The sequence below is a fragment of the Microbacterium sp. SL75 genome, from assembly GCF_026625865.1.
GTDB lineage: Bacteria > Actinomycetota > Actinomycetes > Actinomycetales > Microbacteriaceae > Microbacterium.
The window spans coordinates 1,564,796-1,590,133 of sequence record NZ_CP113067.1 but is presented as its reverse complement, the minus strand read 5'-3'; the positions used below and the strand labels follow the sequence as shown (position 1 = coordinate 1,590,133).

The following is a 25,338-nucleotide window of genomic DNA, read 5'->3' as shown; positions in this document are numbered from 1 at the left end:
CGCCGTTCCGGCTCAGCCGTAGAGCAGCCGGATGATGCGCTCGACGAGACGGTCGACCTTCGCGGTGCGCCGCATCGTGGTCAACGTCAGCAGCGGGAAGCGCTGACGGGTCAGCGCCTTCGGGTACGCGAACTCACGCAGACCGTCCGCCCCGTGGATGCGCCCGAACCCGGAATCGCCCACCCCGCCGAAGGGGAGGGCGGGGACCGCGGCGAACGAGATGACCGAGTTGATCGCGATCATGCCTCCGCGCAGGCGCAGGGCGAGCTCGCTCCCCCGCCTCCGAGAGAACACCGAGCCCGACAGTCCGTACCGCACGGCGTTGGCCTTCTCGACGGCCTCGTCCATGGATGCCACGCGGTTGACGACCAGGGTCGGGCCGAAGGTCTCTTCGCGCACGGCGTCCGCCTCCTCGTCGACGTCGGTGAGGAGGACGGGTTGCAGGGTGACCCCGGGCGCCGGGGTCGATCCGACGCGCGCCGTCGCGCCCCGCGCGAGCGCGTCGGCGACGTGCGCCCGGACCACGTCGGCCTGGCGCGGCATGGTGAGCGGACCGAGCGTCGCGGCGTCGTCGGCGCCGGCGCGGAGCTCGCGCGTGCGCTCGGCGACGGCCTCGACGAAGCGGTCGTAGATCTTCGCGTGCGCGTAGACGCGCTCGATGCCGATGCAGGTCTGACCCGCGTTCGAGTACGCGCCCCAGACGGCCGCCTCGGCCGCGGCCGCGAGATCGGCGTCCTCGTCGACGAGGAGGGCGTCTTTGCCGCCCGCCTCGATCACGACCGGGGTGAGGCTCTCGGCGCACGCGGCCATGACGGCCTTGCCCGTCGCGGTCGATCCGGTGAAGGCCACCTTGTCGACACCCGAGCGGCAGAGGGCAGCGCCGGTGGGCCCGAGACCGGTCACCACGGCGAAGACATCGGCCGACCCGCCCGCGCGCACGAAGGAGCGCTGCAGCCACACGCCCACGCCGGGGGTGTACTCGCTGGGCTTGAACACCACGGCGTTGCCCGCGGCGAGCGCGTACGCGATCGAGCCCATGGGCGTGAAGACCGGGTAGTTCCACGGGCCGATGACCCCGACCACGCCGTACGGGGTGTATCCGACGCTCGCCGACTGGTTGAGCATCAGCACCCCCGCGCCCACGCGACGCCGACGCAGGACCGGGCGCGCGTGGGTCGCCGCCCAGGCCAGGTGGTCGAGGGCGAGCATGATCTCGAGCCGGGCGTCGCCACGGGGCTTGCCGGTCTCGGCGCGCACCACGGCGATGAGGTCGTCGAGGTGCGCCACGATGTCGCGCCGCCAGGCCTGCAGCGCGCGCCGCCGCCCCTCGAAACCGAGGGACCGCCACTCGCGCGCCGCGCGCCGCGCGCGGTCCACCGCCGACACCACCTCGGCGGGGCCCCGCACCGGGAAGGTGTCGACGACGCGCCCATCGAGAGGGCTCAGCGAGTCGAAGGTGTCGGCGGTCACGGCATCCATGTCACGCTCCGTGCTTCTGTCCGTACCCGGTCGAGACCGCGGCGGTGAGCACCGCGGCCTGCTGCTCGGGGCTGAGTTCGGCGGGCACCGCCACCGCTCGCGCGCGCAGGTAGATGTCGCACGCCCACTCGAGCAGGGCGGTGTTCGTCACCGCGTCGGCGAGGTCTCGGCCCGTGGTGACGGCGCCGTGGTGGGCGAGAATCGCGGCGTTGGCTGCGGCGAGGGCGTCGCCCGTGGCCGCGGCGAGCTCGGCCGAGCCGAAGACCGAGAAGGGCACCACCTCGATCTCGCCCCCGAGGGCGAGCTGTTGGTAGTGCACGCAGGGCAGTCGGTCCGAGACGAGTGAGAGGGCGATCGCCGCGGGGGCGTGCGTGTGCACGACGGCCCCGACGGCCTCGTCGGCGTAGGCCGCGCGGTGCAGGTCGAGCTCGGAGCTCGGGGCGAGCGCCCCCTCGACGACTCTCTTCTCGCCGTCGACGATCACGACGTCGTCGGCGACCGCGTCGGCGAAGACGACCCCGGTCGCGGTGATGGCGATCCCGCCGTCCACGCGCACGCTGACGTTGCCCGCCGTTACCTTGACGAGTCCCTGCGCCGCGAGCGCACGGCAGGCGTCCGCCACGGCTTCTCGCACACCGGTCGCGATCACAGCGCTCCCGTCGAGAGTAGAGCGTCGATGGATGCCGCGTCGTACGCGCCGTGATCGGTACCCACGCCGGCGACGACCTGTGCGGCGGTGGCCGATCCGAAGCGCGCGGCGTCGCGCGAGGACCACCCGCGGAGTTTGGCGAAGACGAAGCCGGCCGAGAAGGCGTCTCCGCCGCCGCTGGTGTCGACCGGTTCCGCGGGCACGATGGGGACGAACTCGAGGTCGCCGCCGTCGACCACCACGATGTCGTCGCCGCCGTTGGTGCACGCGACGACCGCTGCTCCCGCCGCGTGCAGGGCGCGGGCGGCGGCGGGCAGGTCGTCGGCGCCGGTCCAGCCGATGGCCTGCTCGGCGTTGGGGAGCACGTAGTCGGTGTGCGCGAGCAGGGGCTCGATGAGCGCGTAGAACGCGGGGTCGCCGCCGATGAGGAAGTCGAGCGACGTCGTCGCTCCGTGCCGACGGGCGTACTCCAGGATCTCGATGACGTTCTCGGGACCGAGCAGCTCGGGCGCTCCGACGTGGACGTGGTCGGCGGCGGCGAGCGCGTCCCAGGGCACGACGTCGGCGGCGAGCGCGTTGGCCCCGACCACGTGGAGCGCCGGTCGCGACCCGTCGGAGCGGATGGGGAGGACGGATGCCGAGGTCGGCAGTTCGTCGGTGCGCAGGTTCGACACGTCGATGCCGGCGTCACCGAGCAGGCCGACCAGCACGCGTCCGGCGACGTCGTCGCCCACGGCCCCGCTCGTGACCACGCGCGCGCCGAGCTTGTTGAGCACGAGCGCGGTGCCGCCGGCGGGTCCCGCTGCGGACATCACGATCTCGTCGACGAGGAGCGAGCCCTGCCCCTCGGGGATCTCATCGACGGGCTGGACGATCGTGTCGAGCACGTGGGCTCCGAGCGTGACGATCGAGGGGGCGGCGTTCATCGTCGAACCTCCGGGTCGGGTGACCGGCGCGGCGAACCCACGACGGTAAGTGGCACATTTGTACCACTTTCTCGCCGGGTTCGACAAGCGTCAGCGCGAAGCCCGCCCACCACGGCCGAGGAGTACGCCGCCCCAGGCCGCCGCCGTCCCGACGACGACCGTCGCCACCCCCCACCAGAGCAGGCCGAGGTCGGCCGACTCGACGGCGAGCGAGCTGTAGGTGGTGAACCCGCCCAGGATGCCGGTCCCGATGAACAGCTGCACGCGCTGCGCACGCGAGGACTCCGGCATCCGTGCTCTCCAGCCGTACAGGATGCCGATCGCGAACGCCCCGACGACGTTGATCAGCGGCACGAGGGCCGGGCCCAGGTCTTCGCCGAGCGCCAGGGTGAGACCGGCGCGTACGGCCGTACCGATCGCGCCGCCGACGGCGACGAGGCCCACATCCCGCCACATGCTCACCGCGCCACCTTACGCCCGCGGCCCGACGCACCTGAGCGGCGTTACCCGATGTCGGCCCACTGCCGCGGCGTCTTGGCCTCGAGCCACGCCACGAGGTCGGGGAAGTCGTCGTACACGCTCATCGCCTCGAACAATCGGCGACCCCGCGCGTCCGCGCCCCGAAGCCGACCGCCCGACAGCAGCGAGAGTTCCGCGATCTCGGATGCCGCAACCACCCGCGACCGGCGGAGTCCCGGGCGGACGACCAGGTGATCGTCGAAGCCGACGATGCGCGCGCGCCCGGCGGACAGCGCCCAGAGGAAGATGATCGCGCCGAGAACACCGAGGGTGCCCAGCCACACGGTCACCCCGACAGCGGCGAGCGGACCGCCCTCGATGATCTCCCCGACCGCGAGGACGACGGCGCCCGCCAGGAAGACGAGACCGGTGCCGCGCGCGATCAGATGCTGCGAGGGGGCGCGCTCGACGACGAAGAGAGGTCGAGGGACGCCGTCGTCCGCGGGGGGATCGCTGAGGGCGGGGAGGGGATGAGGAGCGGGGGCTGGCCGGTTCTCGACGCGGCGGACGAGCAGATACCCCACCACGGCGAGCACGCCGACGGCGCCCACGCCCGCGAGCCACGGGAGGTTGACGACGAGGGCTGCGGGGATGGCCATCAGCGAGTACGTGAAGACCGCCAGCACCGCCGTCTCGCGCTGGCGGCGTTTCTTCCACGTCGCGCGCCAGTCGACCCGTGCGTTCCGTTTCGACATCGCCCGGGCTGCCGCGAGCAGCTGCGGGTCCGCGGCCGCGCGAGCGACCTCCTCGTCGGACCATTCGTTGCGATGCCATCCGCGCGGCTCCGCCGTTCCCTGCATCGCCGCCCGGAGCAGGTTGCGGAACGCGTCGTCCTGCCGGAGCCCTCGCCGCAGCCCCGAGGACGAGGCCGCGGTCGGTCGGAACAGCTCCTGCGCGCCCGGGACCAGCTCGTACAGGGCGCGGGCCTCCGGGGTCAGCAGGGCGTAGAGGCGCGTGGGGGATGCGTCCGGATCATCGACACCGACCCTCCGGCGAGACCGGCGGGACGCGGCCGAGGGCGAGAGGTCGTCCGTCACGCGTCGATCCTCTCAGCCCGTCGTCGCGAAGGCCCGCGCTCCCGGCCGCCTTGACAGACCGGGAGCGCGGGCGGAGAGCTCCCGACTCAGCCCGCCGCGGTGTTGTAGGCGGCGATCTGCGACGCTGCCTTCGTCTCGGCATCCGACATGGTCGAGGTCACGTCGGCTCCCTCGGCGACCTGGGTGAACGCCCCGATGACGGTCGAGCGCAGCGAGGGGAAAGCACCCGTGCGGCAGCCCGCCGCGGCGTTCGACGCCGGAGTGTTCGCGAGCTGGTCGGCCATCGCCTTCACGTTCGGGTCGGCGAGCGAGGCCGTCCCGGTCGCGGTGGAGGCCGCGCCCGTGTTCGACGCGAGATAACCGGTGGCCTTCGCCCACGCCGCCTGCACCTCGGCCGAGTGCAGGAAGCTCACGAAGGCGTAGGCCGCGCGCTGCTGCGCGTCGGAGTGCCCGTCACCCGAGATCCAGAGCGCGTTGCCGCCGATGACCACGCCCGCGTCGTCGGACTCGGCGGTGGAGGGGAAGGCAGCGACCGTCGAGGCGGTCTTCTTCGGGTCCGCCGTCGTATAGGCGCCGGTCGAGGTGAGCATGATGCCCACCTTGCCGCTCGCGAAGGCCGAGACCATCGCGCTGTTGTCGGTGCCGGGGTTGAGCATCGTGCCGTCCTGGAACAGCGTCTGCAGTCGCTGCATGAAGCCCACCTGCGTCGGCGAGGTGAGCTGCAGTCCGGTGACGCGGTCGGAGCCGCGACCGTTGTCGGGGGTGCAGAAGTCCCCCCCGCCGGCCGCCGACATCTGCTCGATCATCCACGAGTCCGACATGTTCATCGTCAGGCCCGAGGCGCCGGTCGCCGCGTGGATCTTCTCGGCCCACGAGGCCACCTCGGCGAGCGTGCGCGGCGGGGAGTCGGGATTCAGCCCCGAGCGCGTCACGAGGTCGCGATCGAGGTACATGACCGGCTGCGACACCGCGAACGGCATGGCGGCGAGTCCGTCCGCGCCGTCGCCGTAGTACGCGCTGACCGCCGGCGGGAAGCTGTCGAGAGAGAACGAGGCGTCGCCCTCGGCAAGGGTCGAGAGGGGGATGGTCTTCTTCGAGTCGACCATGAAGCCCGTCGAGATGTCGTTCATCATCAGGACGTCGGGGGTCGTGCCCGACTGCACGGCGGCGGTGTACTTCGTCTGGGCGTCGGCGTACGACCCCTGGAACGAGGAGTCGACGGTGATCTCGCCGTCGTGCTCGCTGTTGAACTGCGACACGAGGGCGTCGAGCTCGGTCGCCGCCGGTCCGCTCATCTCGTGCCAGAACTGGAGGGTCACGGGGCCGGAGTCGGCTCCGGAGGAGGATCCGGATGCCGTGCACCCGGCGAGGGCGAGGAGGAGGGCGGCTCCCGCGGCGGTCGCCGCGATCGTGGGGCGGGGGCGCAGAGACATGGGCTCGGGTTTCTTTCTGTCGGGTCTTATTTGAGGGCGCCGGCGGTGATCCCGCCGGCGAGGAAGCGCTGCGCGAGCAGCACGAGGAGGAGAACGGGGAGGGTGACCATGGCCGCGCCGGCGAGCACCACGCCGACGTCGGCGGCCTCGGCGCTCGAGAGCTGAGCGATGCCGACCTGGACCGTGCGGTTCTCGGGAGAGTTGGTCACGAGCAACGGCCAGAAGAAGCCGTTCCATGCGGCGGTCGCGCTCACGAGCGTCACCGAGATGAGCGTCGGCTGCACGATCGGCAGCAGCATCGATCGAATGAAGCGGACGTGCCCGGCCCCGTCGAGGAGGGCGGCGTCGCGCAGCTCCCCTGGGAAACTGAGGAACGCCTGCCGGAAGAGGAAGATGCTCAGCGCTGAGGCCAGGAACGGCAAGAACACCGCCGGCAGGGTGTCGATCAGCCGCCACGACGAGATCGTCAGATAGTTCGCGATGAGGATCGTCTCGCCCGGCACCATCATGCTCGACAGGATCAGCAGGAAGAGGGCGCGCGTGCCCCGCAGGCCGCAGAAGACGAGGGCGTAGGCGGTGGCGATGCCGATGGCGACCTGGAAGAACGTCTGCACCAGCGTCACCACGACGCTGTTGACGAACTGGTGGCCGAGCGGGATGACCTGGGTGGCGCGGATCACATTGTCGAGCGTCAGGTGGATGGGCAGAAGACCCTCGAGGCCCTCGTCGAGCCAGGCGGTCGGCGTGAGCGCGCCCTCGAAGACGTAGTAGAGCGGGAAGCACACCACGGTCACCGCCACGACGAGCCAGACGTAGAGAAGGGTGCTCCGCAGACGCGCGCGGACGGACAGCGGCCGCGCCATCAGTAGTTCACTCGCTTCTCGAGGATGCCGAACTGGACGAGCGAGAGGCCGAGCACGAGCAGGAACAGCACGACGCCCACTGCCGCGGCGATGCCGAAGTTGGCGCTCCCCGCCCCGAACGCCGCCTGATAGATCGTGTAGACCAGCGTCGTCGTCGAGTTCGCCGGGCCGCCGCCGGTGAGGATCTGGATCTGCCCGAACGTCGTGAGCGCCTCGACGGCACCGGTGACCACGATGAAGAACAGGGTCGGCGTGATCAGCGGCAGAGAGATCGACCAGAGCGTGCGGAGGGGACCCGCCCCGTCGAGGTGGGCCGCCTCGATCACGTCGGGATCGATCGCGCCGAAGGCCCCGAGCAGCAGCAGCACGGTGAATCCGAGAGATCCCCACACGGTGACGGCGATCACGCTCGGCATGGCCCACTGGGTGCTGGTCAGCCACGGCACCGGCGTGCCCCCGAAGCGCGCGATCACGGAGTTGACCAGCCCGCCGGCCGGAGCGAGCATCGCGGCGAAGGCGACCGAGGCCACCGAGACCGAGGCCACGAGGGGCGAGGTCAGCAGGGCGCGGAAGACGCGGATGCCGCGGAGCTTCGCCGTCAACGGGATGACGATGAGCAGCCCGACGACGATGCGACCGACCACGACCGCGACGCAGAACACGGCCGTCCGCCACAGCGTGTCGCCGAACTGGGGATCGGTGAAGATCGTCGCGAAGTTCTTCGTCCCCACGAACCCGGCGGCCTGGCCGAAGATGTCGGTTCCCTGGGTGCTGAGCCAGACGACCCGGCCGAGGGGAAAGAAGACGAAGACGGCGAAGACCGCGAGCGCCGGAACCATCAGAGCGGCACCCACGCGTCGGTCGGCGCGCCGCCAGGCCAGGGTCGAAGCCGGCCGACGACGGTCGGCGAGCGTCGGCCGGCGGTCGAGTGTCGAGAGCGACATCGGCTACCTTTCCGTCATAGGGAACGTTCCCTTTTTTGATGACGGACTCACTCTGCGACACCGCGAGAGACGAGGTCAAGGCGACCGGCGAGCGGTCGCCGAGCGTTCACGCGGCGTTCACGAGCACCTGAATCAATCCCCCTGACCCCCGAGGAGAACCATGACCACGCACCCCTCCCCCTCCCCCGACGACCTTCGCGCCCTGGCCGAGAGGGCCGCGAGATCCGCCGCGCCGGCACTGCTCGCCGCGTTCCGCTCCGACATGAGCGTGTCGTTCAAGCGCGACGTGCACGACGTCGTGACGATCCACGACAGAGCGGCCGAGGCCACCATCGCCGGGATCCTCCAGGACGGCGCACCCGACTCGGTGATCCTGGGCGAAGAGACCGGCAGCTCGGGCGACGCACCCCTGCGATGGATCATCGACCCGATCGACGGCACCGCCAACTTCGCGCGCGGTCTCGCCTACTGGTGCATCTCGATCGCCGCCGAGCTCGACGGCGAGGTCGTCGCGGGCGTCGTGTTCGACCCCGTCGCAGACAACATGTTCTCGGCCGACAGGGAGCACGCCCACGTGAACGGGGTCCCGATGCGATCGGCGTCCGGCCCCGCCGAACTCTCCACCCTGCTCACGAGCTTTCCCGGACAGCACGACGTCGACCTCCTGGGCGAGGGCGCCTTCGACCTGCTCGCCGAGATCACGCGCACGTACCAGCACCACCACAGCACCGGCAGCGGGGCACTGAACCTCGCGCACGTCGCGGCCGGATGGGCGGACGCCACGATGGGCTTCGATACCCACCCCTGGGACGTGGCCGCCGGAGCCCACATCCTCGAACGGGCCGGTGGCACGTACACGGGCTTCCGCTCCGGCGTCGAGGTCGCTCGCGCCCAGGAGAGCCTCGACTACGTCGCGGAGGGAGCGGGCGGAGAGCACGGAGTGCTCATTCGACGCCTGCGCGCCCTGTCCGGGCAGTGGATGCCGGCCGGGCAGTGAGAGCGTCCGGATGCCGCGACCGTGCGGCATCCGGACACGTCCGAGCGGCCTACGCCCCGGCGAGATTCCAGGTGCGCACGTGCTCCCACGTCATCGTCTGCCACCAGCGTCCCGACCAATCGGGGCTCGAGGTGCGGTACATCACCACCGTGCGTCCCGGGAAGCCGCCGGGGACGGGGACGTCGAGCTCTCGGATGAACTCCCCCACCTCTTCGTACAGGTCGGGACGCACGTACAGGTCGTGCGACGCGAGCGAGAGGTGTCCGCGGTAGAGCTCCGGGACGAAGTCGTTGGGCAGGGGGTTGTTCATCGGCGCGCGGAACGGGGCGACCGTCGCCTCGATGTCGCGAGCCAGACTCACCAGGTCGTCGTTCACCGAGCCGTCGGGGTTCTCACTCACGTCGTAGACGTAGCCCCGACCCTGCGCGCGGACGCCGGCGTTGTGCACGGTGAAGGCCGGGCGACCGTCGAGCAGCTCGGTGAGCGCGTCGACGACAGCGGGCTCCGAGAATCCGAACGGCTGACTGCCCACGAGGGTGGCGTGCGGGGGGAACGCGCCCGCGGAGAGCAAGCCGTACTGAGCGCGCAGCTGGTCGGTCACCGCGGTCACCGCGCGGCAGGTCTTCGCGTCGGGACGCAGATAGATGCCGTAGCGGAAGGGATCGCTGTCGTCTCGGGGCAGCTTGTGGGCGATGTGGTCGTTCATGCGGACTCTCCGTGATGCCGATAGGGAACGTTCCCCATTCTCCGCGGAACGGTCGCGCGCCGGTCGACGTCGCGGCATCCGGTGGGTGAACGGACGGTGACGACGTCAGAGGGCGGCGGCCGTACGCCCGGGAACCAGTTCTCCGTCGATCGCGTGGTGCGTCACCGTGGTGGCGAGTCCATCGATCTGATCGACGACCGCGTCGACCGACAGCCGGCCGATCGTCCGCAGCGGCTGGCGCCACGACGTCAGACCCAGCAGGGATGTCATGAACGGCGTGACGCCGTCGTAACCCGTCACCGACATCTCCGAGGGCACGGCGACCCCGCGCACGCGCAGCGCCTCGAGGGCCGCCACCGCCCACGCGTCGCTCGGCGCCATGAAGGCGGTGACCCCGCCGGCCCCGAGGACGCCCGCGACGATCGCGTCGGCCCCGTCGAAGCCCGGTCCGGCATCGTCACCGCTCAGAGTGACGACGTCGACGCCGCGCTCCCGCAGGCGCTCGGCCATCGCGTGCGTGCGCCGCGACTGGGTGATCGACGAGACCGGGGTGAAGGTCATCACCGCGACCCTGCGATGCCCGAGGTCGGCCACGTGATCGGCGAGGGCGCGGCCACCGCCCACCTCGTCGCAGTACACGCTGCTGATCGTCGGGTCCTCCTCCGGGCGCCCCGCGACGACCGCGGGGATACGCCGCGCGAAGGGCGTGATGTCCTCGACGGGGAGCGCGCCGCTGCAGACGATCAGTCCCTCCACCCGCAGCGCGACGAGTGTCTCGAGGGCGCGGCGCTCGTCGTCCACGGAAAAGGATCCCGCCCCGGTCGCGGTGACGACCCGGTACCCGCGAGCAGCCGCCTGCTCCTGGAACGCGGTCAGCAGGTGGCCGTAGAACGGCGTCGCGGCGTCACGGACGAAGACGCCGAGGGTGTGGCTCCGGTGAGCCGACATCCCCCGCGCGTGCGCGTTGGCGACGTAACCGAGCTCCGTCGCCGCCCGCCGGACGCGGTCGACGGTGTGCGCGGCGACCCCGGACGCCCCGGAGAGCGCCCGCGAGACCACCGACTTCGACACCCCCGCGGCCGCCGCCACATCGTGGATGGTGGGGGCGGCTCCGACCTGGCGGGGCGTGGCCGCACGGGCCGATCGGTCGGTGGGGGCGGACCCGGCCGGGCGGGGCGCGGCCCCACGGACCGATCGGTGACGGTCGTCGGGGGTCTCGTCTCGCACGCCTTCACGCTATCGGGCGACCGGCCGGATGGACCCGCCGGATGCCGTGAGCCGGGTCACTCCCCCAGGATCAGCCGCCTGATCGCGGCGTCCCTCGAGCCGCCCAGCTCCATCGTGCGACCCCTGCGATAGAGCGAGAAGACACGCGGGTCGATGTAGCTCGCCTTCGCCACGGCAGGCGTGTTCCCGAGCGCGTCGGCGGTGGCGCGCACCGCGGCGACCTCGGCCTTCTTGCGCTCGTTCTTCCCGCCCGTCGTGCCCGCGTTCGCGAGCGACTCGGCCGCGAGGATCGTGCCGCGCAGGGTGCGGAAGTCCTTCGCGCTGAACGGGCCACCCGTGAGGGAGCGGACGCACGCGTTCACGTCGCCGGGGGTCAGGGGAACGCGTCGGCGCCCGCGCCTATAGCTCAACAGCGCCGCCCGCGAGCGCCCGAGGGCAAGTTCTTCGACGATGGATGCCAGCTCCGCATCGCGCAGCGAGAGCTCGGCGCGCTTGCCGCTCTTGGCGGGGAACGACAGACGGATCAGGTCGCCGTCGACCGTGGCATCGCGTCTCTGCAGAGTCGTGAGCCCCCTGCTCCCATTCGTGACGAAGTATCGGGCGTTGCCCACGCGCGGGGCGACCAGGTCGAGGAAGCGGAACGACACCGCCAGCACCCGCTCGCGGTCGATCTCGGCGCGGCGGAGCGATTGCGTGACGCGGGCGCGCGCTCGGGGCAGGGTCTCGGCGAGCTGCAGGGCACGGGCGAACTTGCCCTTGTCCTGACGCTTCGACCAGTCCGCGTGGTATGTGTACTGCCGCCGCCCGGCCTCATCGGTGCCGACGGCTTGGATGTGCGCATTGGGCTCGCGGGCGATCCACACCTCGCGCCAGGCCGGGGGGATGACCAGCCCGCGCGCGCGTTCGGCCTCGCGTTCGGGCACGGCGGCCCCGGTGTGATCGACGAATCGGAAGCCCGAGCCGGAGCGCACCCGACGGTACCCGGGGTCTTCGTAGGGGCGGACCCGGACGAGACGGGCCATCGCGTCAGTGCGTGCGGAGCATGTCGATGAGCTCCGCCTTCTTCTTGCCCGAGTACCCGGTCAGCCCGAGCTCCTTCGCGCGCTTCTTCAACTCCGCGACCGTGCGGTCCTCGTAGTTCTCGGCGTGGCCGCCCTTCTCGCCGATCGCGCCACGACCTCGAGCGGCGGCGGCGTTGGAGATGCGCGCGGCCTTCTCTTTCGAGTCGCCCTGCTTCCGCAGCTCCTCGTACAGATCGGGGTCCTTCAGGCTGTTCGATCCTCGCCCCTGCGGCATGGCCGTCTCCTTCCGTCGGGAATCCCGACGCTAGGGGCCGGCGCCTCCCGCCGCACTCGGCTTGACAACCCGTACGCGCTCTCTCGTCGAACAGGGTTGACCAACTCGCGATATATCGCGATACTCGGATCAACGCGATATATCGCGAGTGAGGAGAAACAGCCATGGAGAAATGGATCGTCCACCCCGGCGAGACCCGCGTCATCGACGTCGACGCCTTGCGCGAACTCAAGATCGGACTCGTCGGCGGCCAGGTCGACGTGATCGCCCACGACGAACCCGACGCCCGCATCGAGGTGCACGGCGTCACGGTCAAAGACCTGCGCATCGAGATGGTCGACGGCCGCCTCGAGATCGACCACCCGCAGCTACGGTGGGACAAATTCCCCGAGGTCTTCCGCAACTTCGGATCCGGCGGCCCCAAGGCCGAGGTGAGCGTCGCGGTGCCGCGCACGGTCGCCCTCACCCTCGGCGTCGTGAGCGCGAGCGCGCTCGTCTCGGGTCTGCGCACCGACGTACGGCTCAACACCGTGTCGGGCGACATCATCGTCGACGGCCTGCGGGGCGATGTCAGCCTCAACGCCGTCTCGGGCGACGTGCAGGTGCGCGAGCTCGAGGGCGCGCTCAGCGCCAACAGCGTCTCAGGAGACGTCGCGGCCACCGGCCGCATCACGAAGGCCTCGATCGACACCGTCTCGGGCGCCATGCTCGTCGACTCGAGCGGGCCCACCCAGTCGATCACCCTCAACTCCGTCAACGGCACGGCGACCATCCGCCTCGACCGGTCCCTGCCCGCGAACTACGTCTCGCGGTCGGTGAGCGGGCGCGTGCAGATCGACGGCCACGTGCGCTCCGGCTCCGGCCCGACGAACTACACCGGCTCGACCGGCACCCTCGCGGGCTCGTTCGTCGACGTGCGCGCCAACACCGTCTCGGGCGAGATCACGGTCCTGCGCCGCGGCATCTCGGGCCTGCGCCCCGAGGAGCTCGCCGGAGAGGAGGAGTGGTGATGAGCCCCGTCTTCTCGCACGGCGATCTGCGCCTGTACATCCTGAGCCTGCTCGACGAGGCCCCGCGCCACGGCTACGACCTCATGCAGGCCCTCTCCGAGCGCACGGGCGGCACCTACTCGCCCTCCGCCGGCACCATCTACCCCCGACTCTCGAAGCTCGAAGAGGAGGGCCTGGTCACCAAGACCGTCGACGGCCGCAAGACCGTCTACGAGATCACCGATGCCGGCCACGCCGAAGTCGCAGCACGCTCGGGCGACCTCGAGGGCATCCAGGCCGGTCTCGCCGACAGCGTCCGCCTGATCGCCGACGAGGTGCGCGGCAGTGTGCGCGACGCCATGCGGAGCCTGCGCGCCGACCTGGCCGCCGCCTCGCGCGACGCACGCGAGCAGGCACAGGCGACCCCGGCCGACGACGCGCGATCGCGCAGCCGCGAGCAGCTGTCGCGCGCCGATGCCGCGATCAACGAGTTCCGCGGGCGCGTGCGCTCCGAGCTGCGGGCGCACGTCGCGCGCGGCGGGGAGCTCGCGGCATCCGGAGTCGACGACATCGAGTCGGCGCTGGGCCAGGCCTCCGAAGCCGTCGCACGGGCGATGCGCGGCTAGAGCGTCATTCCCACGGCAACTCGTCCTCGGCGCCGACCGATTCTCCCTGCGGGATGACGAGAACCGGTCGGCGCTGCCGGTGGCTCAGGCGCGCGGCGACGGAGCCGGTGAGGAACTCGCGTAAGGACTCACCGAGGCCGCGCTTTCGCGTTCCGACCACGATCAGCGAGGCGTCGTTCTCATCGGCGAGCTGGATCAGCGCCAGCGCCGGGTCTCCGATGAGCTGGCGCACGGTCCAGGTGACGGAGCTGCCGGCCAGCACCTCGGCCGTCATGCGGCGCACCTCGTCGAGGGCGGCTTTGGCCGCAGCCCCGGCGACATCGACGGTGGACGAGTGCACGTAGCCGTCGGGATCCTCGAAGGCCACGAAGCGCGTCGTATCGACGTGGGCGACGACCAGCTCGGCGTGAGCGAGAGCTGCATAGTGGGCTGCCTCGCGCACGATGCGGGCGGACTGCCCGGGTACGACGCCTGCGATCACCATTCCATTGCCGGTGCTCGCGCGGGGCTGGTCGGTCATGACGGCTCCTCTCTACGACGGCGATGGACCCGGCGGCCGCCGCTCGACGGCTCGGCCGGAATACGCCGTGATATCCTGGCTGTTACTCTTACCGGCTCGGTCCGGAACCGCAATACGCAGGGCCCACAGTCGGCCCTCGACGTCGATCGTGAGGGGGTCTCGCATGGGGCGTGGCCGTCAGAAGGCGAAGAACACCAAGATCGCCCGTGAGCTGAAGTACGACACCTATTCGGTGAACTACTCCGCTCTCGAGCGCGAACTGGGTGCACCCGCTCCGGGTGAAGACGCGTACGTCGACAAGTGGGCCGACCAGTACAGCGACGAATACGACAACGAGAAGGCCTGACACCTTCCCGCGCGTTCTCGTACCGCTCGTACCTCGGTGCCACGGTCGTGTGATTGTCGTACCCGCAGAACACATACGCCGAAGGGCGGCGACCTTCCCGCCGCCGCCCTTCGCTCGTGTCCGTAGGGCCTCTACCAGCTCAGGCCGGTCCGGCGTTCCCACGCCTCCTCGATGCTCTCGCGCCGCACCATGATGATCGCCGCCGGAACGACGAGCAGGAGCGCGACTCCGATGAGCGCGAGCCCCGCCGTCCACCCGCCGGTGAACTCGTGGGTCACCCCGATCGCCAGGGGCATGAGAGCGGCGAAGCCGTACCCCACGCTCTGCACGAAGCCGCTCAACGCGACGGTGGTCTCGTGGGAGCGCGTACGCAGCCCGAACAGCACCAGCGCCAGCGGGAACATCAGCGGCGGGATGCCGATCAACACCACCCACAGCACCGTCGCCGCCGCGGGTGCCACCAGCAGGCCGATGACCCCCGCCAATCCGCCCGCGACGGCGACCACATAGAACGGGGTCGTCCGGCCCAGCCTCGCCACGAGCAGGGGCACCAGCAACGACACCGGCAGCCCCATGAACGAGAAGAGCGCGAGCAGTCCGCCGGCTTCCGCGGCATCCACTCCGGCGACATCGATGAGCAGGGGCGGCATCCACGCGAACATCGCGTAGGCGACCGACGAGTTGACGCCGAAGGTGATCACGAGGGCCCACGTCTGCGGCACCCGCACGATCCGCGACAGCACGGCAGCCCGCGGCTCGTCCAGCGCATCGCGCCGCGACGCCCGGGCGCGCAGACTCAGCGCGATCCACGGGGCGACGGCGGCCAGGGCCACCACGGCCCAGGTCACGAACGAGCCGCGCCACCCCACCGCGTCGGCCAAGGGCACCGCGACCAGCGGCGGCGTGAACGTCGCGACCGCCATCGCCGTGCTGTAGACGGTGGTCATGAGGCCGATGCGCTCGGGGAAGTACTTCTTCACCACCGTGGGGATCAGCACATTCGCCACGCCCACCGCGGCGAACACTCCCGCCGTCGCGCCCAGCAGCGACCACGCGTCGACCGCGGCTGCGCGCAGAGCCAGCATGGCCGCGGCGGTGACTGCGGCGATCAGCACCGAGCGCTCGGGGCCGAGGCGGCGCTCGATCGCCGGGGTGACCATGCCTGCCAGAGCGAACGCCACGGGCGGAGCCATGCCGATCAGCCCCACGACGGCCGCCGGGAGGGAGAACTCCTCGCCGATGCGCGTCAGCAGCGGCGAGAGCGAGGCGACCGCGATCCGCAGCGTCAGTGCGAGCAGCACGACGGCGGTCGCGGCGAGGGCGATGGTTCCCGCGCGACGGCGGGTCAAGACTCCTGGCTGCCCTCGACCCAGGCGAGATACTCGTCCGACACCGTGCCCGTGACGTAACGCCCGTCGAAGCAGCTCATGTCGAGGTCGACCAGGTCGGTGCCCTCCATGATCGCCGCTTTGAGGTCGTCGACCTCCTGGTACACCAGATAGTCGCAGCCGAGCTCCTGGGCGATCTCGGGGATCGTGCGGCCGTGCGCGACGAGCTCGTGGCGCGAGGGCATGTTGATGCCGTACACGTGGGGGTAGCGCACCGGCGGGGCGGCCGAGGCGAACGTCACGCTCTTGGCCCCGGCATCCCGAGCCATCTGGATGATCTCGCGGCTGGTGGTGCCGCGCACGATCGAGTCGTCGACCAGCAGCACGTTCTTGCCCTGGAACTCCGTCGACATGGCGTTGAGCTTCTGGCGCACGCTCTTCTTGCGCACCGCCTGGCCGGGCATGATGAACGTGCGGCCGACGTAGCGGTTCTTGTAGAAGCCCTCGCGGTACTCGATGCCGAGCTTGCGGGCCACCTGCATCGCCGCGGGACGCGCCGAGTCGGGGATCGGCATGACCACGTCGATGGCCCCCGCGGGGGTGTACTTCGCAACCGTGTCGGCCAGACGCTCGCCCATGCGCAGACGCGTCTCGTAGACCGAGACGCCGTTCATGACCGAGTCGGGGCGGGCGAGGTAGACGTACTCGAACGAGCACGGTGCGAGCACGGTGTTCCGGGCGCACTGCTGCGCGTGGAGCGTGCCGTCGAGGGTGATGAACACGGCCTCGCCGGGCTCGACGTCGCGCACGATCTCGAAGCCGGCGTTCTCGAGCACGAGCGACTCGGACGCCACGATGTACTCGTCGCGCGGCTCACCGCCGGGCACCTGCGCTGCGGGACGCTTGCCGAGGATGAGGGGACGGATGCCGAACGGGTCGCGGAACGCGAGAAGCCCGTAACCGGCGATGAGGGCGATCGAGGCGTACGAGCCCTCGACCCGCTCGTGCACGCGTCCGACCGCGCGGAAGACCTGCGCGGGGTCGAGATCGGGGCCGGTGATCTCGGACTGCAGCTCGGAGCCGAGGATGTTCACGAGCAGCTCGGTGTCGCTGCTGGTGTTGAGGTGACGGCGGTCCTTGTGGAAGAGCTCGGTCGTCAGCTCGCGCGTGTTCGTGAGGTTGCCGTTGTGCACGAGCACGATGCCGTAGGGCGCGTTGACGTAGAAGGGCTGCGCCTCTTCTTCGTTCGACGCGGTGCCCTTGGTGGCGTAGCGCACGTGTCCCAGACCGATGTCGCCGAGCAGGGCGCGCATGTCGCGCGTGCGGAAGGCCTCGCGCACCTGTCCGCGGGCCTTGTGGATGTGGAAGACGCCGCTGGACTCGGCCGTGGCCATGCCCGTGGAGTCCTGCCCTCGGTGCTGGAGGAGCAGGAGCGCGTCGTAGATCTCCTGGTTGACCGGGCCCTGCCCGGCCATGCCGACGATGCCGCACATGGGGTGTTAGCTTGCTCCGTTCGCCGGCGCACCGGCATCCGCGTAGGTTCCGACCAGGCGCACGGCGCCTCCGTCGACGCCCTTCGCGCCCTGTTCGTACTCGCCCTCGGGCCGGGCGCCGTCGCGGACGACGCCGACCTGCCACGTCGCGATGCCGTCGGCCTGCAGCGCCGCGGTCGCGGCGTCCGCGATCTCGGGCGAGACCACGGCGAGGAAGCCGATACCCAGGTTCCAGGTGCCCTCGGTCGCGATCAGGTCGAGCCCGCCGATGTCGGCGAGCACGCGGAAGACCGGCGAGGGACTCCACGTCGAACGGTCGACATCGACCCAGGTACCCTGCGGCAGCACGCGCGCGAGGTTGGCGGCGATGCCCCCGCCGGTGACGTGACTGAGCGAGTGGATGCCGATGCCCGCCGATGCGTCGTCGAGCAGACGCAGCAGCGGCGAGGTGTAGAGGCGGGTGGGCTCGAGCAGCGCCTCGCCCCAGGTGCCGCCGAGGTCGGCGGAGGCTGCGCCGTATGCGATCCCGGCACCCGCGATGATGTGGCGCACGAGCGAGTAGCCGTTGGAGTGCAGGCCGCTCGAGGCGAGGGCCAGCACGACGTCGCCCGCGCGGACGCGCTCGGCGCCGAGCATGCGGTCGGCCTCGACGACGCCGGTCGCCGCTCCCGCGACGTCGTAGTCGTCGACACCCAGCAGACCCGGGTGCTCCGCGGTCTCGCCGCCGACGAGCGCGGTCCCGGTCATGGCGCAGCCACGCGCGATGCCCGCGACGATGTCGGCGATGCGCGGGGGTACGACCTTGCCGCAGGCGATGTAGTCGGTCATGAAGAGCGGACGGGCGCCGACCACGACGATGTCATCGACGACCATGCCGACGAGGTCTTCGCCGATGGTGTCGTGCTTGTCGATGGCCTGCGCGATCGCGACCTTCGTGCCGACGCCGTCGGTGCTGGTCGCGAGCAGGGGCCGCGTGTAGTCGCGGAGCGCGGAGGCGTCGAAGAGACCGGCGAAACCGCCCACCCCACCGAGCACCTCGGGCCCATGCGTGCGACGCACGGCCGACTTCATCAGTTCGACGGCGAGATCTCCGGCGGCGGTATCGACGCCTGCGGCGGAGTACGGGTTTTCGTGGGGAGCTGAGGCCACCCGACCAGAGTACCCGCGGCGGACACGCGCGGGCACCGCCCCGGCGACGCAAGGCCGGCCCCGACGCCTCCCCCCGTCCCTACAATGGCGCCATGACGGGCGGCCAGCCGGAATGGGTGATCCGCGAAGACGCGGCACAATCGGTGCTCGTCGCGCTCTACCTGCGCCAGGTTCTCGGCATCCGTTCTCCCGAGGATCTCCCCGCACTTCGACGCGTCCCGGCTCCCTGGGTGCAGGAGCGGACGGATGCCGCGCACGCGCAGCTCGAACGCGAATGGCGCGAGTACTGGGCGATGACGGTGGAGCCGCAGGCGCACCCCTCCCCCGTTCCTCTCGAGCTGATCGACGGATTCGAGACGCTGGTGACCCTTCCCGTCGAGGGGTCCGAGACGCTCCGCGGGGCCATCCGCGCGCACGCCGACGATGCCGTCGACTTCGCCCGGCTCGCTCACGACCGCTACTCCCGCGAGGCTGCTGCCCGGCCCGGGGTGTCGTACCGCGCGTACGCGAGCGCCATCGCCGCGCACGAGCGGGCCGTGGGCCGACGCGCGCACTCGTTCGAGCTGAACGTGCAGGTGCTTCCGCTCGCTCAGCGGGGCGTGTGGTGGATCGGATCTCTCACGGTGGCGGTGACCGACGGTCTGCGCGGCGACGTCGCGGCCTTCGACACCGCCATCCACCCGATCATCGCCGAACTGGCGTGAGGGGCCGGTGGCCCGTCAGACGCCGTGCTGCTCGTGCTCGACCGTGACCTGGCGCGTGCGACCGCCGACGGTGCGCTCGAAGATGAGGGCGACGATCGCGCCGACCGCGACGCCCAGCACGACGAAGATCAGGGCCGTGAAGCCGAAGACCTGCATCTGCGAGTAGACGACCTGCGTGTAGGGGCTGATGGCGGAGCCGTCGACGAAGACGGTGAGAACGAGAGCGATCAGGATGCCGGCGAACGCCCCCGCCGCCAGGAACACGCCGTACTTCGGGGCGCGACGAACCGTCAGCGTCTGTCGCTCATCACGCGGGGAGGACGGTTGTTGGGGGACGGGCTGCTCGGCCATGCCCCCATTGTCCCACCGCTCGTGGATTGGCGGGGCGGGAATGCGCGGGCGTCGAGATACCGGATGCCACCTCCCCGGCCGTGTGGCTCGCTACGGCGGCCGCGGCGGTCCACGACGGCGACCCCGGCCGGCACCGGCCGGGGAGCGTGCGAATCGCGGGCCCGCGGGAAGGGTCGAAGATGCATCCGTGCGACGAGGACACCGCCTGTTCGCGGCAGCCGCCGGCGTCTCCGGCGAACGCACGCGAAGATCCCACGGGCCGAACGCCTCGACCGCGCCTACGGCCGCAGCGGCAGCAGCGCGCTGAGGTCGGCGCGGACGCCCGAGGCGACGATGCGGCCGTCGGTCACGGCATCCGCCCAGTGCTCCTCGCCCGTGGCGACGGCGATCCAGGTCGCGGCGTCGGTCTCAACCACGTTCGGGGGCGTTCCGCGAGTGTGACGCGGCCCCTCGATCACCTGCACGGCGCCGAAGGGCGGCACGCGCATCTCGACCGAATTGCCGGGGGCCTTCTCGACGAGCAGCTGCAGGAGGTACCGCACGGCCGTGGCGGTCGCGGGGCGCGGAGCGTCTCCGGCGCGGACGGCGGCGAGAGCTGCGCGGCCGTCTCCGGTCTCGATACGGCGAGGAGGCATGTCATCCACGGTACCTGCGACGTGGCGACGCGGTCCGGGGCTGCGTCGACCGGCTCGCGCGCACCCTCAGCGATTCGCGCACCCTCAGCGACACCCCGCCGCCGAGGGCTGAGATCCTGCAGATGCCTGAGGTTGTGAACACTCCCGCCCCGCGGCGCGAAAGGGGCGGACCCGCGCTCGGTAGGCTGACCGCGTGAGAATCCTGGTCCTCGGTTCGGGCGCGCGCGAGCACGCCATCATCCTCGCCCTGCGCTCCGAAGAGGAATCGCACGCGATCTTCGCGGCCCCCGGCAACGCGGGCATCGCTCGCGAAGCGCACCTGGTCGACCTCGACCCGATGGATCCCGCCGCGGTCCTGACCTTCGCCAAGAGCGAGGCGATCGACCTGGTCGTCGTCGGCCCCGAGGCGCCCCTGGTCGCCGGAGTCGCCGACCCGCTGCGCGCGCACGGCATCCCGGTGTTCGGCCCGGGCAAGGCCGCCGCCCAGCTCGAGGGCTCGAAGACCTACGCCAAGCGGATCATGGATGCCGCGGGCGTCCCCACCGGCGGATCGGTGCGCGCGCACGACGTCGCCACCGTCGAAGCCGCCCTCGACCAGTTCGGCGCACCGTACGTCGTGAAGGCCGACGGCCTGGCTGCGGGCAAGGGCGTCATCGTGACCTCCGAGCGCGCAGCCGCCCTCGCCCACGCCGAGAGCTACCTTCCGAGCGGTGCCGTGCTGATCGAGGAGTTCCTCTCGGGCCCCGAGGTGTCGCTGTTCTTCCTCAGCGACGGCGACCACGTCGCTCCCCTCAGCCCCGCTCAGGACTTCAAGCGCCTGCGCGACGGCGACGAGGGACCCAACACCGGCGGCATGGGCGCGTACTCCCCCCTGCCGTGGCTGACGGAGCGCTTCGGCGGCGAGGACGAGTTCGTCGCGCAGGTCACGCGCGACATCGCCGAGCCCGTCATCCGGCAGATGGATGCCGAGGGCACCCCGTTCATCGGGCTGCTCTACGCCGGGCTCATCCTCACCGAGCAGGGCGTGAAGGTCATCGAGTTCAACGCCCGCTTCGGCGACCCCGAGACGCAGGTCGTCCTGCCGCGACTCATCGATCCCCTGTCCCGCCTTCTGCTGGCGGCGGCTTCAGGCACGCTCGAGGATCAGCCGCGTCCCGCTTTCGCCGAGGCGACCGCGGTCACCGTCGTGCTCGCGAGCGAGGGCTACCCCGAGGCCCCCCTCACCGGTCGTGTGCTGACCGGGATCGACGAGGCCGAAGAGGTCGACGGCGCCCACGTCGCCCACGCCGCGACGGCACTGCGCGACGGCGACCTCGTCGCGACGGGTGGGCGTGTGCTCAGCGTCGTCGCCACCGGCTCGACGTTCGGCGAGGCACGCGAGGCGGCCTACGCCGGACTCGAGCGCATCGGCCTCGAGGGCGGGCAGTACCGCACGGACATCGCGGCGCGGGTGGCTCAGGCCTGAGCAAGCACCCCAGGAGCCGTAGCCTCGAACGGTGATCGCACTCGAGACCGGTAGCGGACGTCCCCTGATCGCTCTTCACGGATTCGGTGTCGATCACCGCATCATGTTGCCGCTCGAGCAGATGACGGACGGCATGCCGTGGCGACGGATCTACATCGACCTGCCGTGGACGGAGGCGGCGGCGGCGACCGCCACGGCCTCCAGCACGCGTGAGGTTGCCACAGCCCTCCTCGAAGAGATCGATGGACATCTCGGCGACGAGCCTTTCGCGGTCATCGGCAACTCCTTCGGTGGCATGCTCGCGCGTCACGTCGCGCACGAACGCCGACAGCGCGTGCTCGGCGTCGCCACGATGGCCGGAGTGGTCGAGGCGAAGCACACCGCACGCACGGTGCCCGAGCGAACCGTCCTGTGGGCTGATCCCCACGTCCTCCGCCGCGCGGGCGCCGATCGCGACGCCTTCACCGAGGTCAGCGTGATCCAGGATGCCGCCTCGCTCGACGCCTTCCGGCGATACGTCCTGCCCGGCCTGCGCGGGGCCGACGCGACCGTGATGGACCGCATCGCCGGCGACTACTCGTTGGATGCGCTGCCCGAGAACGCCCACCCAGAACCCTTCACCGCGCCCGCGCTGCACCTGTTCGGGCGCCAGGACGACGTCGTGGGCTTCGAGGACGGCCTCGCGCTCCGCGACCACTACCCGGGAGGAAGCTTCGTCGTCGTTGACGGCGCGGGGCACAACGTCCACCTCGAGCGCCCCGGTATCACGGGGGCCGCCGTGCGCGATTGGCTCGATCGGATGGATCTCGAAGCCATGCCGAAACCCGCCGCATGAGCGCACCTCCCGCGTACGACGCCCGGGCCGACGAGTACATCGCGGCTCTGGGATCGATGGATGCCGTGCACCCGGTCGACCGCAGCATCGTCGACGCCTGGGCCGCCTCGGTCACCGGTCCGCTGCTCGACGCCGGATGCGGACCGGGGCACTGGACGGGGCACCTGGCCCGGCAGGGCCTCGACGTGCGGGGTGTCGACCTCTCTCCGCGTTTCGTCGATCACGCGCGGGCGGTGCATGCCGGCATCCGGTTCGATGTCGACACGATCGACGGCATGGAAGCCGCCGACGGGGAGTTCGGCGGGATCCTGTCGTGGTTCTCGACGATCCACCACGAACCGGCGCGCGTCGACGTGCCGCTGCGGGAGTTCGCGCGAACGCTGCGTCCGGGCGGCCGACTGCTGCTCGGTTTCTTCGTCGGTGCGGAGGTCGAAGCATTCGAGCATGCCGTCGTCCGGGCGTACCGCTGGCCCGCGGCGGAGCTGGGGCGCAGAGCGGATGCCGCGGGCTTCGACGTCGTCGAGACGCACGCGCGCGAGACGCGCGGAGGCCGGCCGGTGGGGGCGCTGGCGTGCGAGCGGCGGGCATGACGGGGATCGCACTGGCGCGGGCACGCCTCGAAGATGCGCCGGCGGTGGCCGCGTTCCAGACGCTCGCCTGGCAGCAGACGTACCGGGGGTTGATCGACGATACTCTCCTCGACGTGCCCGCCGAGGACCGCGTCGGGCGGTGGGCGGAACGGATCGGGTCCGGTTCTCGGTCCGTCACGATCGCGTGGCAGATCGATTCGGTCGTCGGTGTGGCCAGCACCTCGGTCGACGATCCGCCGCGCGCAGGGCTTCCCGCGACGGAGCTGAGCACGCTGTACCTGCGGCGTGACGTACAGGGAATCGGTCTGGGATCGCGGCTCCTGCACGCCGCGATCGGCGACGACGACGCGCACCTGCTGGTGTTCGAGGTGAACGAGCGCGCTCGAGCGTTCTACGAACGGCGCGGCTTCCAGCCCGAGGGGGTGGTCCTCCACGACGCCGGGACCGGGCTCGGGGAGCGGCGTTGGGTGCGGCGGAGACCGACGGGGTGACGTCGGGGTGACGTCGGGGTGATGACCGGCGGATCATCCCTGACGCGCGGGGAGCGCGGAAGCGGCGGGGAGCTCGATCGTCACCGTCGTGCGCGCCCCGGGGGCGCTCTCGAGGTGGATGCGGCCGTCGTGCGCGTGGACGATCGTGCGGACCCGGCTCAGCCCCAGCCCGAAACCCTGGACGGCCAGCGAGCGCGCGCGAGCCGTGCGATAGAAGCGGTCGAAGACACGACGCTGCTCGGGGTGGGACAGCCCCGGGCCGTCGTTGGCGACGCTCACCCGCACGCGTTCCTCGTCGGCGTCGCACGTCACGGTGACGGCGAAGTCGGGATCGCCGAACTTCACGGCGTTGGTGAGCAGCTCGGCGATCGCATCCTCCACCTTCCGGACGTCGACCCGCGCCCGCACCGACCGCGCGCCACGCACATCCACCGGGATGACCCGCGCCTGCGCGAGCGCCTTCACCCGCCGCACCGCCGCATCGACCACCTCTCGGACGTCGACCTCGGACAGCCGGAGTTCGTCGTCGCGGGCGGTCGCCGCGACGAGGTCGGACAGGCGCTGGAGCAGGTCGTCGGCCCGTCGGTTGACGACGTCCATGTAGGAACGCAGTTTCGCCTCGTGGTGGCCCACGGCATCGTCGATGAGCGAGAGGAACCCGGTGACACCGGTGAGCGGGGTGCGCAGTTCGTGCGAGACCGTGCGCAGGAACTGCTCGCGCACCTCGATCGCATCGGCCAGCTCGGTGACGTCGTGTGCGACCACCACGGTTCCCTGCACCGACCCGTCGGAGCGCCGGAGCTGAGTGGACGACACCAGGATCGCCATCTGCGCGTCGGGCGGTCCGATCCAGGCGAGGTGTCCGCGGATGGCCTCGCCCCGCAACGCCCGGGGGAGGAACTGCTCCTCGGGCGGGACGAGGGTCTGACGATCGGCGGCGAGCACGGAGTCGCTCGTGTGCGGGGGCTCGTCCAGGCGCACCCCGGCCGCCGCGGCGATCTCGTTCGCCGCCGCGTTGGCCAGCTCCAGCCGACCGTGCTCGTCGAAGAACGCCACCCCCGCGGCGACCGTGTCGAGGATGCCTGAGACGAGCGCCTCGGCATCGCGCGCCTCGGCGAGCGCGTTCAGCTGCGCCCCGTGCGCGGCATCCAACAACCGGTCGCGGCGCTCCGAACGACGCGCCGCGAGGAAGGTCACGACCGTCAGCCCGAGAATCACGATGGGCAGACTCGTGACGTTCGCCCACTCGGCGAGCGTGGTCGGCACGACGCCGGAGTACGCGAACCGGAAGACCAGCATCGCGATCGAACCGAGCACGATCAGGGTGATACCCGCCCATCCGAGGGTGTACGCCGCCCACAGCATCGGGAAGATCGCCAGCAGCGTCGCCGCGGCGAACACCTGTGCGATCTCGGCGCGGATCAGGGCCACGGCCGTGATGTCGAGGACCGCGACCACGATCATGGAGATCGGCGGCACCCTCTTCCCGGGGAGGAACGCACCGAGCGCGGTGGCCGCGAGCGCCACCGCGAAGCCCATCACCGAGGTCGGCGCCGCCAGGAGTGCCGGCCGCTCGAGGCCGACGATGACGATGACGTAGGCGACCCCGATCAAGAAGGGCACCTGCGTCTGGGCGAACATCGCGCGTCCGCTGTGGGTGATGCTCTTCGGCTCGACGAACGACACGATCGCCTCCACGGCTCTCCGCTCGCGGACAGGATGCGTAGGGGATAGCCGCGA

Annotated in this window: 28 protein-coding genes; 9 read left to right on the top strand and 19 right to left on the bottom strand. The window is 71.1% G+C overall.

Features of this window, described 5'->3' with window-relative positions; translation table 11 throughout:
* Positions 1-12 precede the first annotated feature (12 nt).
* The 8 genes from OVA17_RS07395 to OVA17_RS07360 all read right to left on the bottom strand — a co-directional run bounded on the left by OVA17_RS07395 (position 13) and on the right by OVA17_RS07360 (position 7,850).
* The gene (locus OVA17_RS07395) at positions 13-1,479 is read right to left on the bottom strand and encodes an aldehyde dehydrogenase family protein (RefSeq protein WP_267789218.1); all 1,467 of its coding nucleotides are present in this window, start codon (positions 1,477-1,479) and stop codon (positions 13-15) included.
* Position 1,480: 1 nt separating this feature from the next.
* Positions 1,481-2,128 carry a class II aldolase/adducin family protein gene (locus tag OVA17_RS07390; RefSeq protein ID WP_267789216.1) on the bottom strand — a complete coding sequence of 216 codons (648 nt, stop codon included), beginning with the start codon at positions 2,126-2,128 and terminating at the stop codon, positions 1,481-1,483.
* Complete coding sequence (locus OVA17_RS07385; protein ID WP_267789215.1) at positions 2,125-3,054, bottom strand: carbohydrate kinase family protein; 930 nt, start codon at positions 3,052-3,054, stop codon at positions 2,125-2,127. Before OVA17_RS07385 ends, OVA17_RS07390 begins: the two co-directional genes overlap by 4 nt.
* Before the next feature lie 90 nt (positions 3,055-3,144).
* Positions 3,145-3,510 carry a fluoride efflux transporter FluC gene (locus OVA17_RS07380; RefSeq protein ID WP_074696312.1) on the bottom strand — a complete coding sequence of 122 codons (366 nt, stop codon included), beginning with the start codon at positions 3,508-3,510 and terminating at the stop codon, positions 3,145-3,147.
* A gap of 47 nt (positions 3,511-3,557) precedes the next feature.
* Complete coding sequence (locus OVA17_RS07375; RefSeq protein WP_267789214.1) at positions 3,558-4,610, bottom strand: hypothetical protein; 1,053 nt, start codon at positions 4,608-4,610, stop codon at positions 3,558-3,560.
* A gap of 86 nt (positions 4,611-4,696) precedes the next feature.
* Positions 4,697-6,043, bottom strand: coding sequence for an ABC transporter substrate-binding protein (locus OVA17_RS07370; RefSeq protein ID WP_267789212.1), 1,347 nt, complete (start codon positions 6,041-6,043; stop codon positions 4,697-4,699).
* Between the two features lie 26 nt (positions 6,044-6,069).
* Positions 6,070-6,906 carry a carbohydrate ABC transporter permease gene (locus tag OVA17_RS07365; protein WP_267789210.1) on the bottom strand — a complete coding sequence of 279 codons (837 nt, stop codon included), beginning with the start codon at positions 6,904-6,906 and terminating at the stop codon, positions 6,070-6,072.
* Complete coding sequence (locus OVA17_RS07360; RefSeq protein ID WP_103206925.1) at positions 6,906-7,850, bottom strand: carbohydrate ABC transporter permease; 945 nt, start codon at positions 7,848-7,850, stop codon at positions 6,906-6,908. The genes OVA17_RS07365 and OVA17_RS07360 overlap by 1 nt, the downstream gene beginning before the upstream one ends.
* 160 nt (positions 7,851-8,010) lie before the next feature.
* Between OVA17_RS07360 and OVA17_RS07355 the strand changes: the two genes are divergently transcribed.
* Entirely contained in the window at positions 8,011-8,847 is an 837-nt protein-coding gene (locus tag OVA17_RS07355; protein WP_267789208.1) for an inositol monophosphatase family protein, read from the top strand.
* A 49-nt stretch (positions 8,848-8,896) separates the two neighbouring features.
* Here OVA17_RS07355 and OVA17_RS07350 read toward each other — a convergent pair whose 3' ends face one another.
* The 4 genes from OVA17_RS07350 to OVA17_RS07335 form a co-directional block, all read right to left on the bottom strand.
* Positions 8,897-9,553 (bottom strand): 2'-5' RNA ligase family protein, encoded by a 657-nt coding sequence (locus OVA17_RS07350; protein WP_267789206.1) that lies wholly within the window; start codon positions 9,551-9,553, stop codon positions 8,897-8,899.
* 105 nt (positions 9,554-9,658) lie between these two features.
* Positions 9,659-10,780 (bottom strand): LacI family DNA-binding transcriptional regulator, encoded by a 1,122-nt coding sequence (locus tag OVA17_RS07345; protein WP_267789204.1) that lies wholly within the window; start codon positions 10,778-10,780, stop codon positions 9,659-9,661.
* Positions 10,781-10,836: 56 nt separating this feature from the next.
* On the bottom strand, positions 10,837-11,802 hold the full coding sequence (locus OVA17_RS07340; protein WP_267789202.1) for a DNA topoisomerase IB: 966 nt from the start codon (positions 11,800-11,802) through the stop codon (positions 10,837-10,839).
* A gap of 4 nt (positions 11,803-11,806) precedes the next feature.
* Complete coding sequence (locus tag OVA17_RS07335) at positions 11,807-12,076, bottom strand: DUF7218 family protein (RefSeq protein ID WP_267789200.1); 270 nt, start codon at positions 12,074-12,076, stop codon at positions 11,807-11,809.
* Positions 12,077-12,240: 164 nt separating this feature from the next.
* On the opposite strand from OVA17_RS07335, the gene OVA17_RS07330 reads away from it, so the two are divergent.
* Positions 12,241-13,086 (top strand): DUF4097 family beta strand repeat-containing protein, encoded by an 846-nt coding sequence (locus tag OVA17_RS07330; RefSeq protein ID WP_267789198.1) that lies wholly within the window; start codon positions 12,241-12,243, stop codon positions 13,084-13,086.
* Positions 13,086-13,691, top strand: coding sequence for a PadR family transcriptional regulator (locus OVA17_RS07325; RefSeq protein ID WP_267789196.1), 606 nt, complete (start codon positions 13,086-13,088; stop codon positions 13,689-13,691). The genes OVA17_RS07330 and OVA17_RS07325 overlap by 1 nt, the downstream gene beginning before the upstream one ends.
* Positions 13,692-13,695: 4 nt before the next feature.
* Here OVA17_RS07325 and OVA17_RS07320 read toward each other — a convergent pair whose 3' ends face one another.
* Entirely contained in the window at positions 13,696-14,211 is a 516-nt protein-coding gene (locus OVA17_RS07320) for a universal stress protein (RefSeq protein ID WP_267789194.1), read from the bottom strand.
* Positions 14,212-14,374: 163 nt separating this feature from the next.
* Between OVA17_RS07320 and OVA17_RS07315 the strand changes: the two genes are divergently transcribed.
* A complete protein-coding gene (locus OVA17_RS07315) occupies positions 14,375-14,557 on the top strand; it encodes a DUF3073 domain-containing protein (protein WP_056225789.1) in 183 nt (60 codons plus the stop codon).
* 131 nt (positions 14,558-14,688) lie between these two features.
* Here OVA17_RS07315 and OVA17_RS07310 read toward each other — a convergent pair whose 3' ends face one another.
* Genes OVA17_RS07310 through purM form a run of 3 tightly spaced genes read right to left on the bottom strand, consistent with a single transcriptional unit; the run spans position 14,689 to position 18,527 of the window.
* Positions 14,689-15,906 carry a CynX/NimT family MFS transporter gene (locus OVA17_RS07310; RefSeq protein WP_267789192.1) on the bottom strand — a complete coding sequence of 406 codons (1,218 nt, stop codon included), beginning with the start codon at positions 15,904-15,906 and terminating at the stop codon, positions 14,689-14,691.
* On the bottom strand, positions 15,903-17,378 hold the full coding sequence (gene purF, locus OVA17_RS07305) for an amidophosphoribosyltransferase (RefSeq protein ID WP_267789190.1): 1,476 nt from the start codon (positions 17,376-17,378) through the stop codon (positions 15,903-15,905). The genes OVA17_RS07310 and purF overlap by 4 nt, the downstream gene beginning before the upstream one ends.
* 6 nt (positions 17,379-17,384) lie before the next feature.
* Entirely contained in the window at positions 17,385-18,527 is a 1,143-nt protein-coding gene (gene purM, locus OVA17_RS07300; RefSeq protein ID WP_267789188.1) for a phosphoribosylformylglycinamidine cyclo-ligase, read from the bottom strand.
* 92 nt (positions 18,528-18,619) lie between these two features.
* On the opposite strand from purM, the gene OVA17_RS07295 reads away from it, so the two are divergent.
* On the top strand, positions 18,620-19,231 hold the full coding sequence (locus OVA17_RS07295) for a zinc-binding alcohol dehydrogenase (protein WP_267789187.1): 612 nt from the start codon (positions 18,620-18,622) through the stop codon (positions 19,229-19,231).
* Between the two features lie 15 nt (positions 19,232-19,246).
* On the opposite strand, the gene OVA17_RS07290 is transcribed toward OVA17_RS07295, so the two are convergent.
* Both OVA17_RS07290 and OVA17_RS07285 read right to left on the bottom strand, forming a co-directional pair.
* The gene (locus OVA17_RS07290; RefSeq protein ID WP_267789186.1) at positions 19,247-19,582 is read right to left on the bottom strand and encodes a potassium transporter Trk; all 336 of its coding nucleotides are present in this window, start codon (positions 19,580-19,582) and stop codon (positions 19,247-19,249) included.
* A 278-nt stretch (positions 19,583-19,860) separates the two neighbouring features.
* Entirely contained in the window at positions 19,861-20,217 is a 357-nt protein-coding gene (locus OVA17_RS07285) for a sterol carrier family protein (protein ID WP_210072493.1), read from the bottom strand.
* A gap of 193 nt (positions 20,218-20,410) precedes the next feature.
* Between OVA17_RS07285 and purD the strand changes: the two genes are divergently transcribed.
* From purD to OVA17_RS07265, 4 genes are read left to right on the top strand one after another with little or no spacing between them, the layout of a single operon-like run.
* Complete coding sequence (gene purD / locus OVA17_RS07280; RefSeq protein ID WP_267789177.1) at positions 20,411-21,682, top strand: phosphoribosylamine--glycine ligase; 1,272 nt, start codon at positions 20,411-20,413, stop codon at positions 21,680-21,682.
* Positions 21,683-21,713: 31 nt separating this feature from the next.
* Entirely contained in the window at positions 21,714-22,517 is an 804-nt protein-coding gene (locus tag OVA17_RS07275) for an alpha/beta fold hydrolase (RefSeq protein WP_267789174.1), read from the top strand.
* A complete protein-coding gene (locus tag OVA17_RS07270; protein ID WP_267789173.1) occupies positions 22,514-23,107 on the top strand; it encodes a class I SAM-dependent methyltransferase in 594 nt (197 codons plus the stop codon). Before OVA17_RS07275 ends, OVA17_RS07270 begins: the two co-directional genes overlap by 4 nt.
* A complete protein-coding gene (locus OVA17_RS07265) occupies positions 23,104-23,598 on the top strand; it encodes a GNAT family N-acetyltransferase (protein ID WP_267789171.1) in 495 nt (164 codons plus the stop codon). The genes OVA17_RS07270 and OVA17_RS07265 overlap by 4 nt, the downstream gene beginning before the upstream one ends.
* A gap of 33 nt (positions 23,599-23,631) precedes the next feature.
* On the opposite strand, the gene OVA17_RS07260 is transcribed toward OVA17_RS07265, so the two are convergent.
* Positions 23,632-25,284: an ATP-binding protein gene (locus OVA17_RS07260; RefSeq protein ID WP_267789170.1), complete on the bottom strand. Its 1,653-nt coding sequence runs from the start codon at positions 25,282-25,284 to the stop codon at positions 23,632-23,634.
* Positions 25,285-25,338 lie beyond the last annotated feature (54 nt).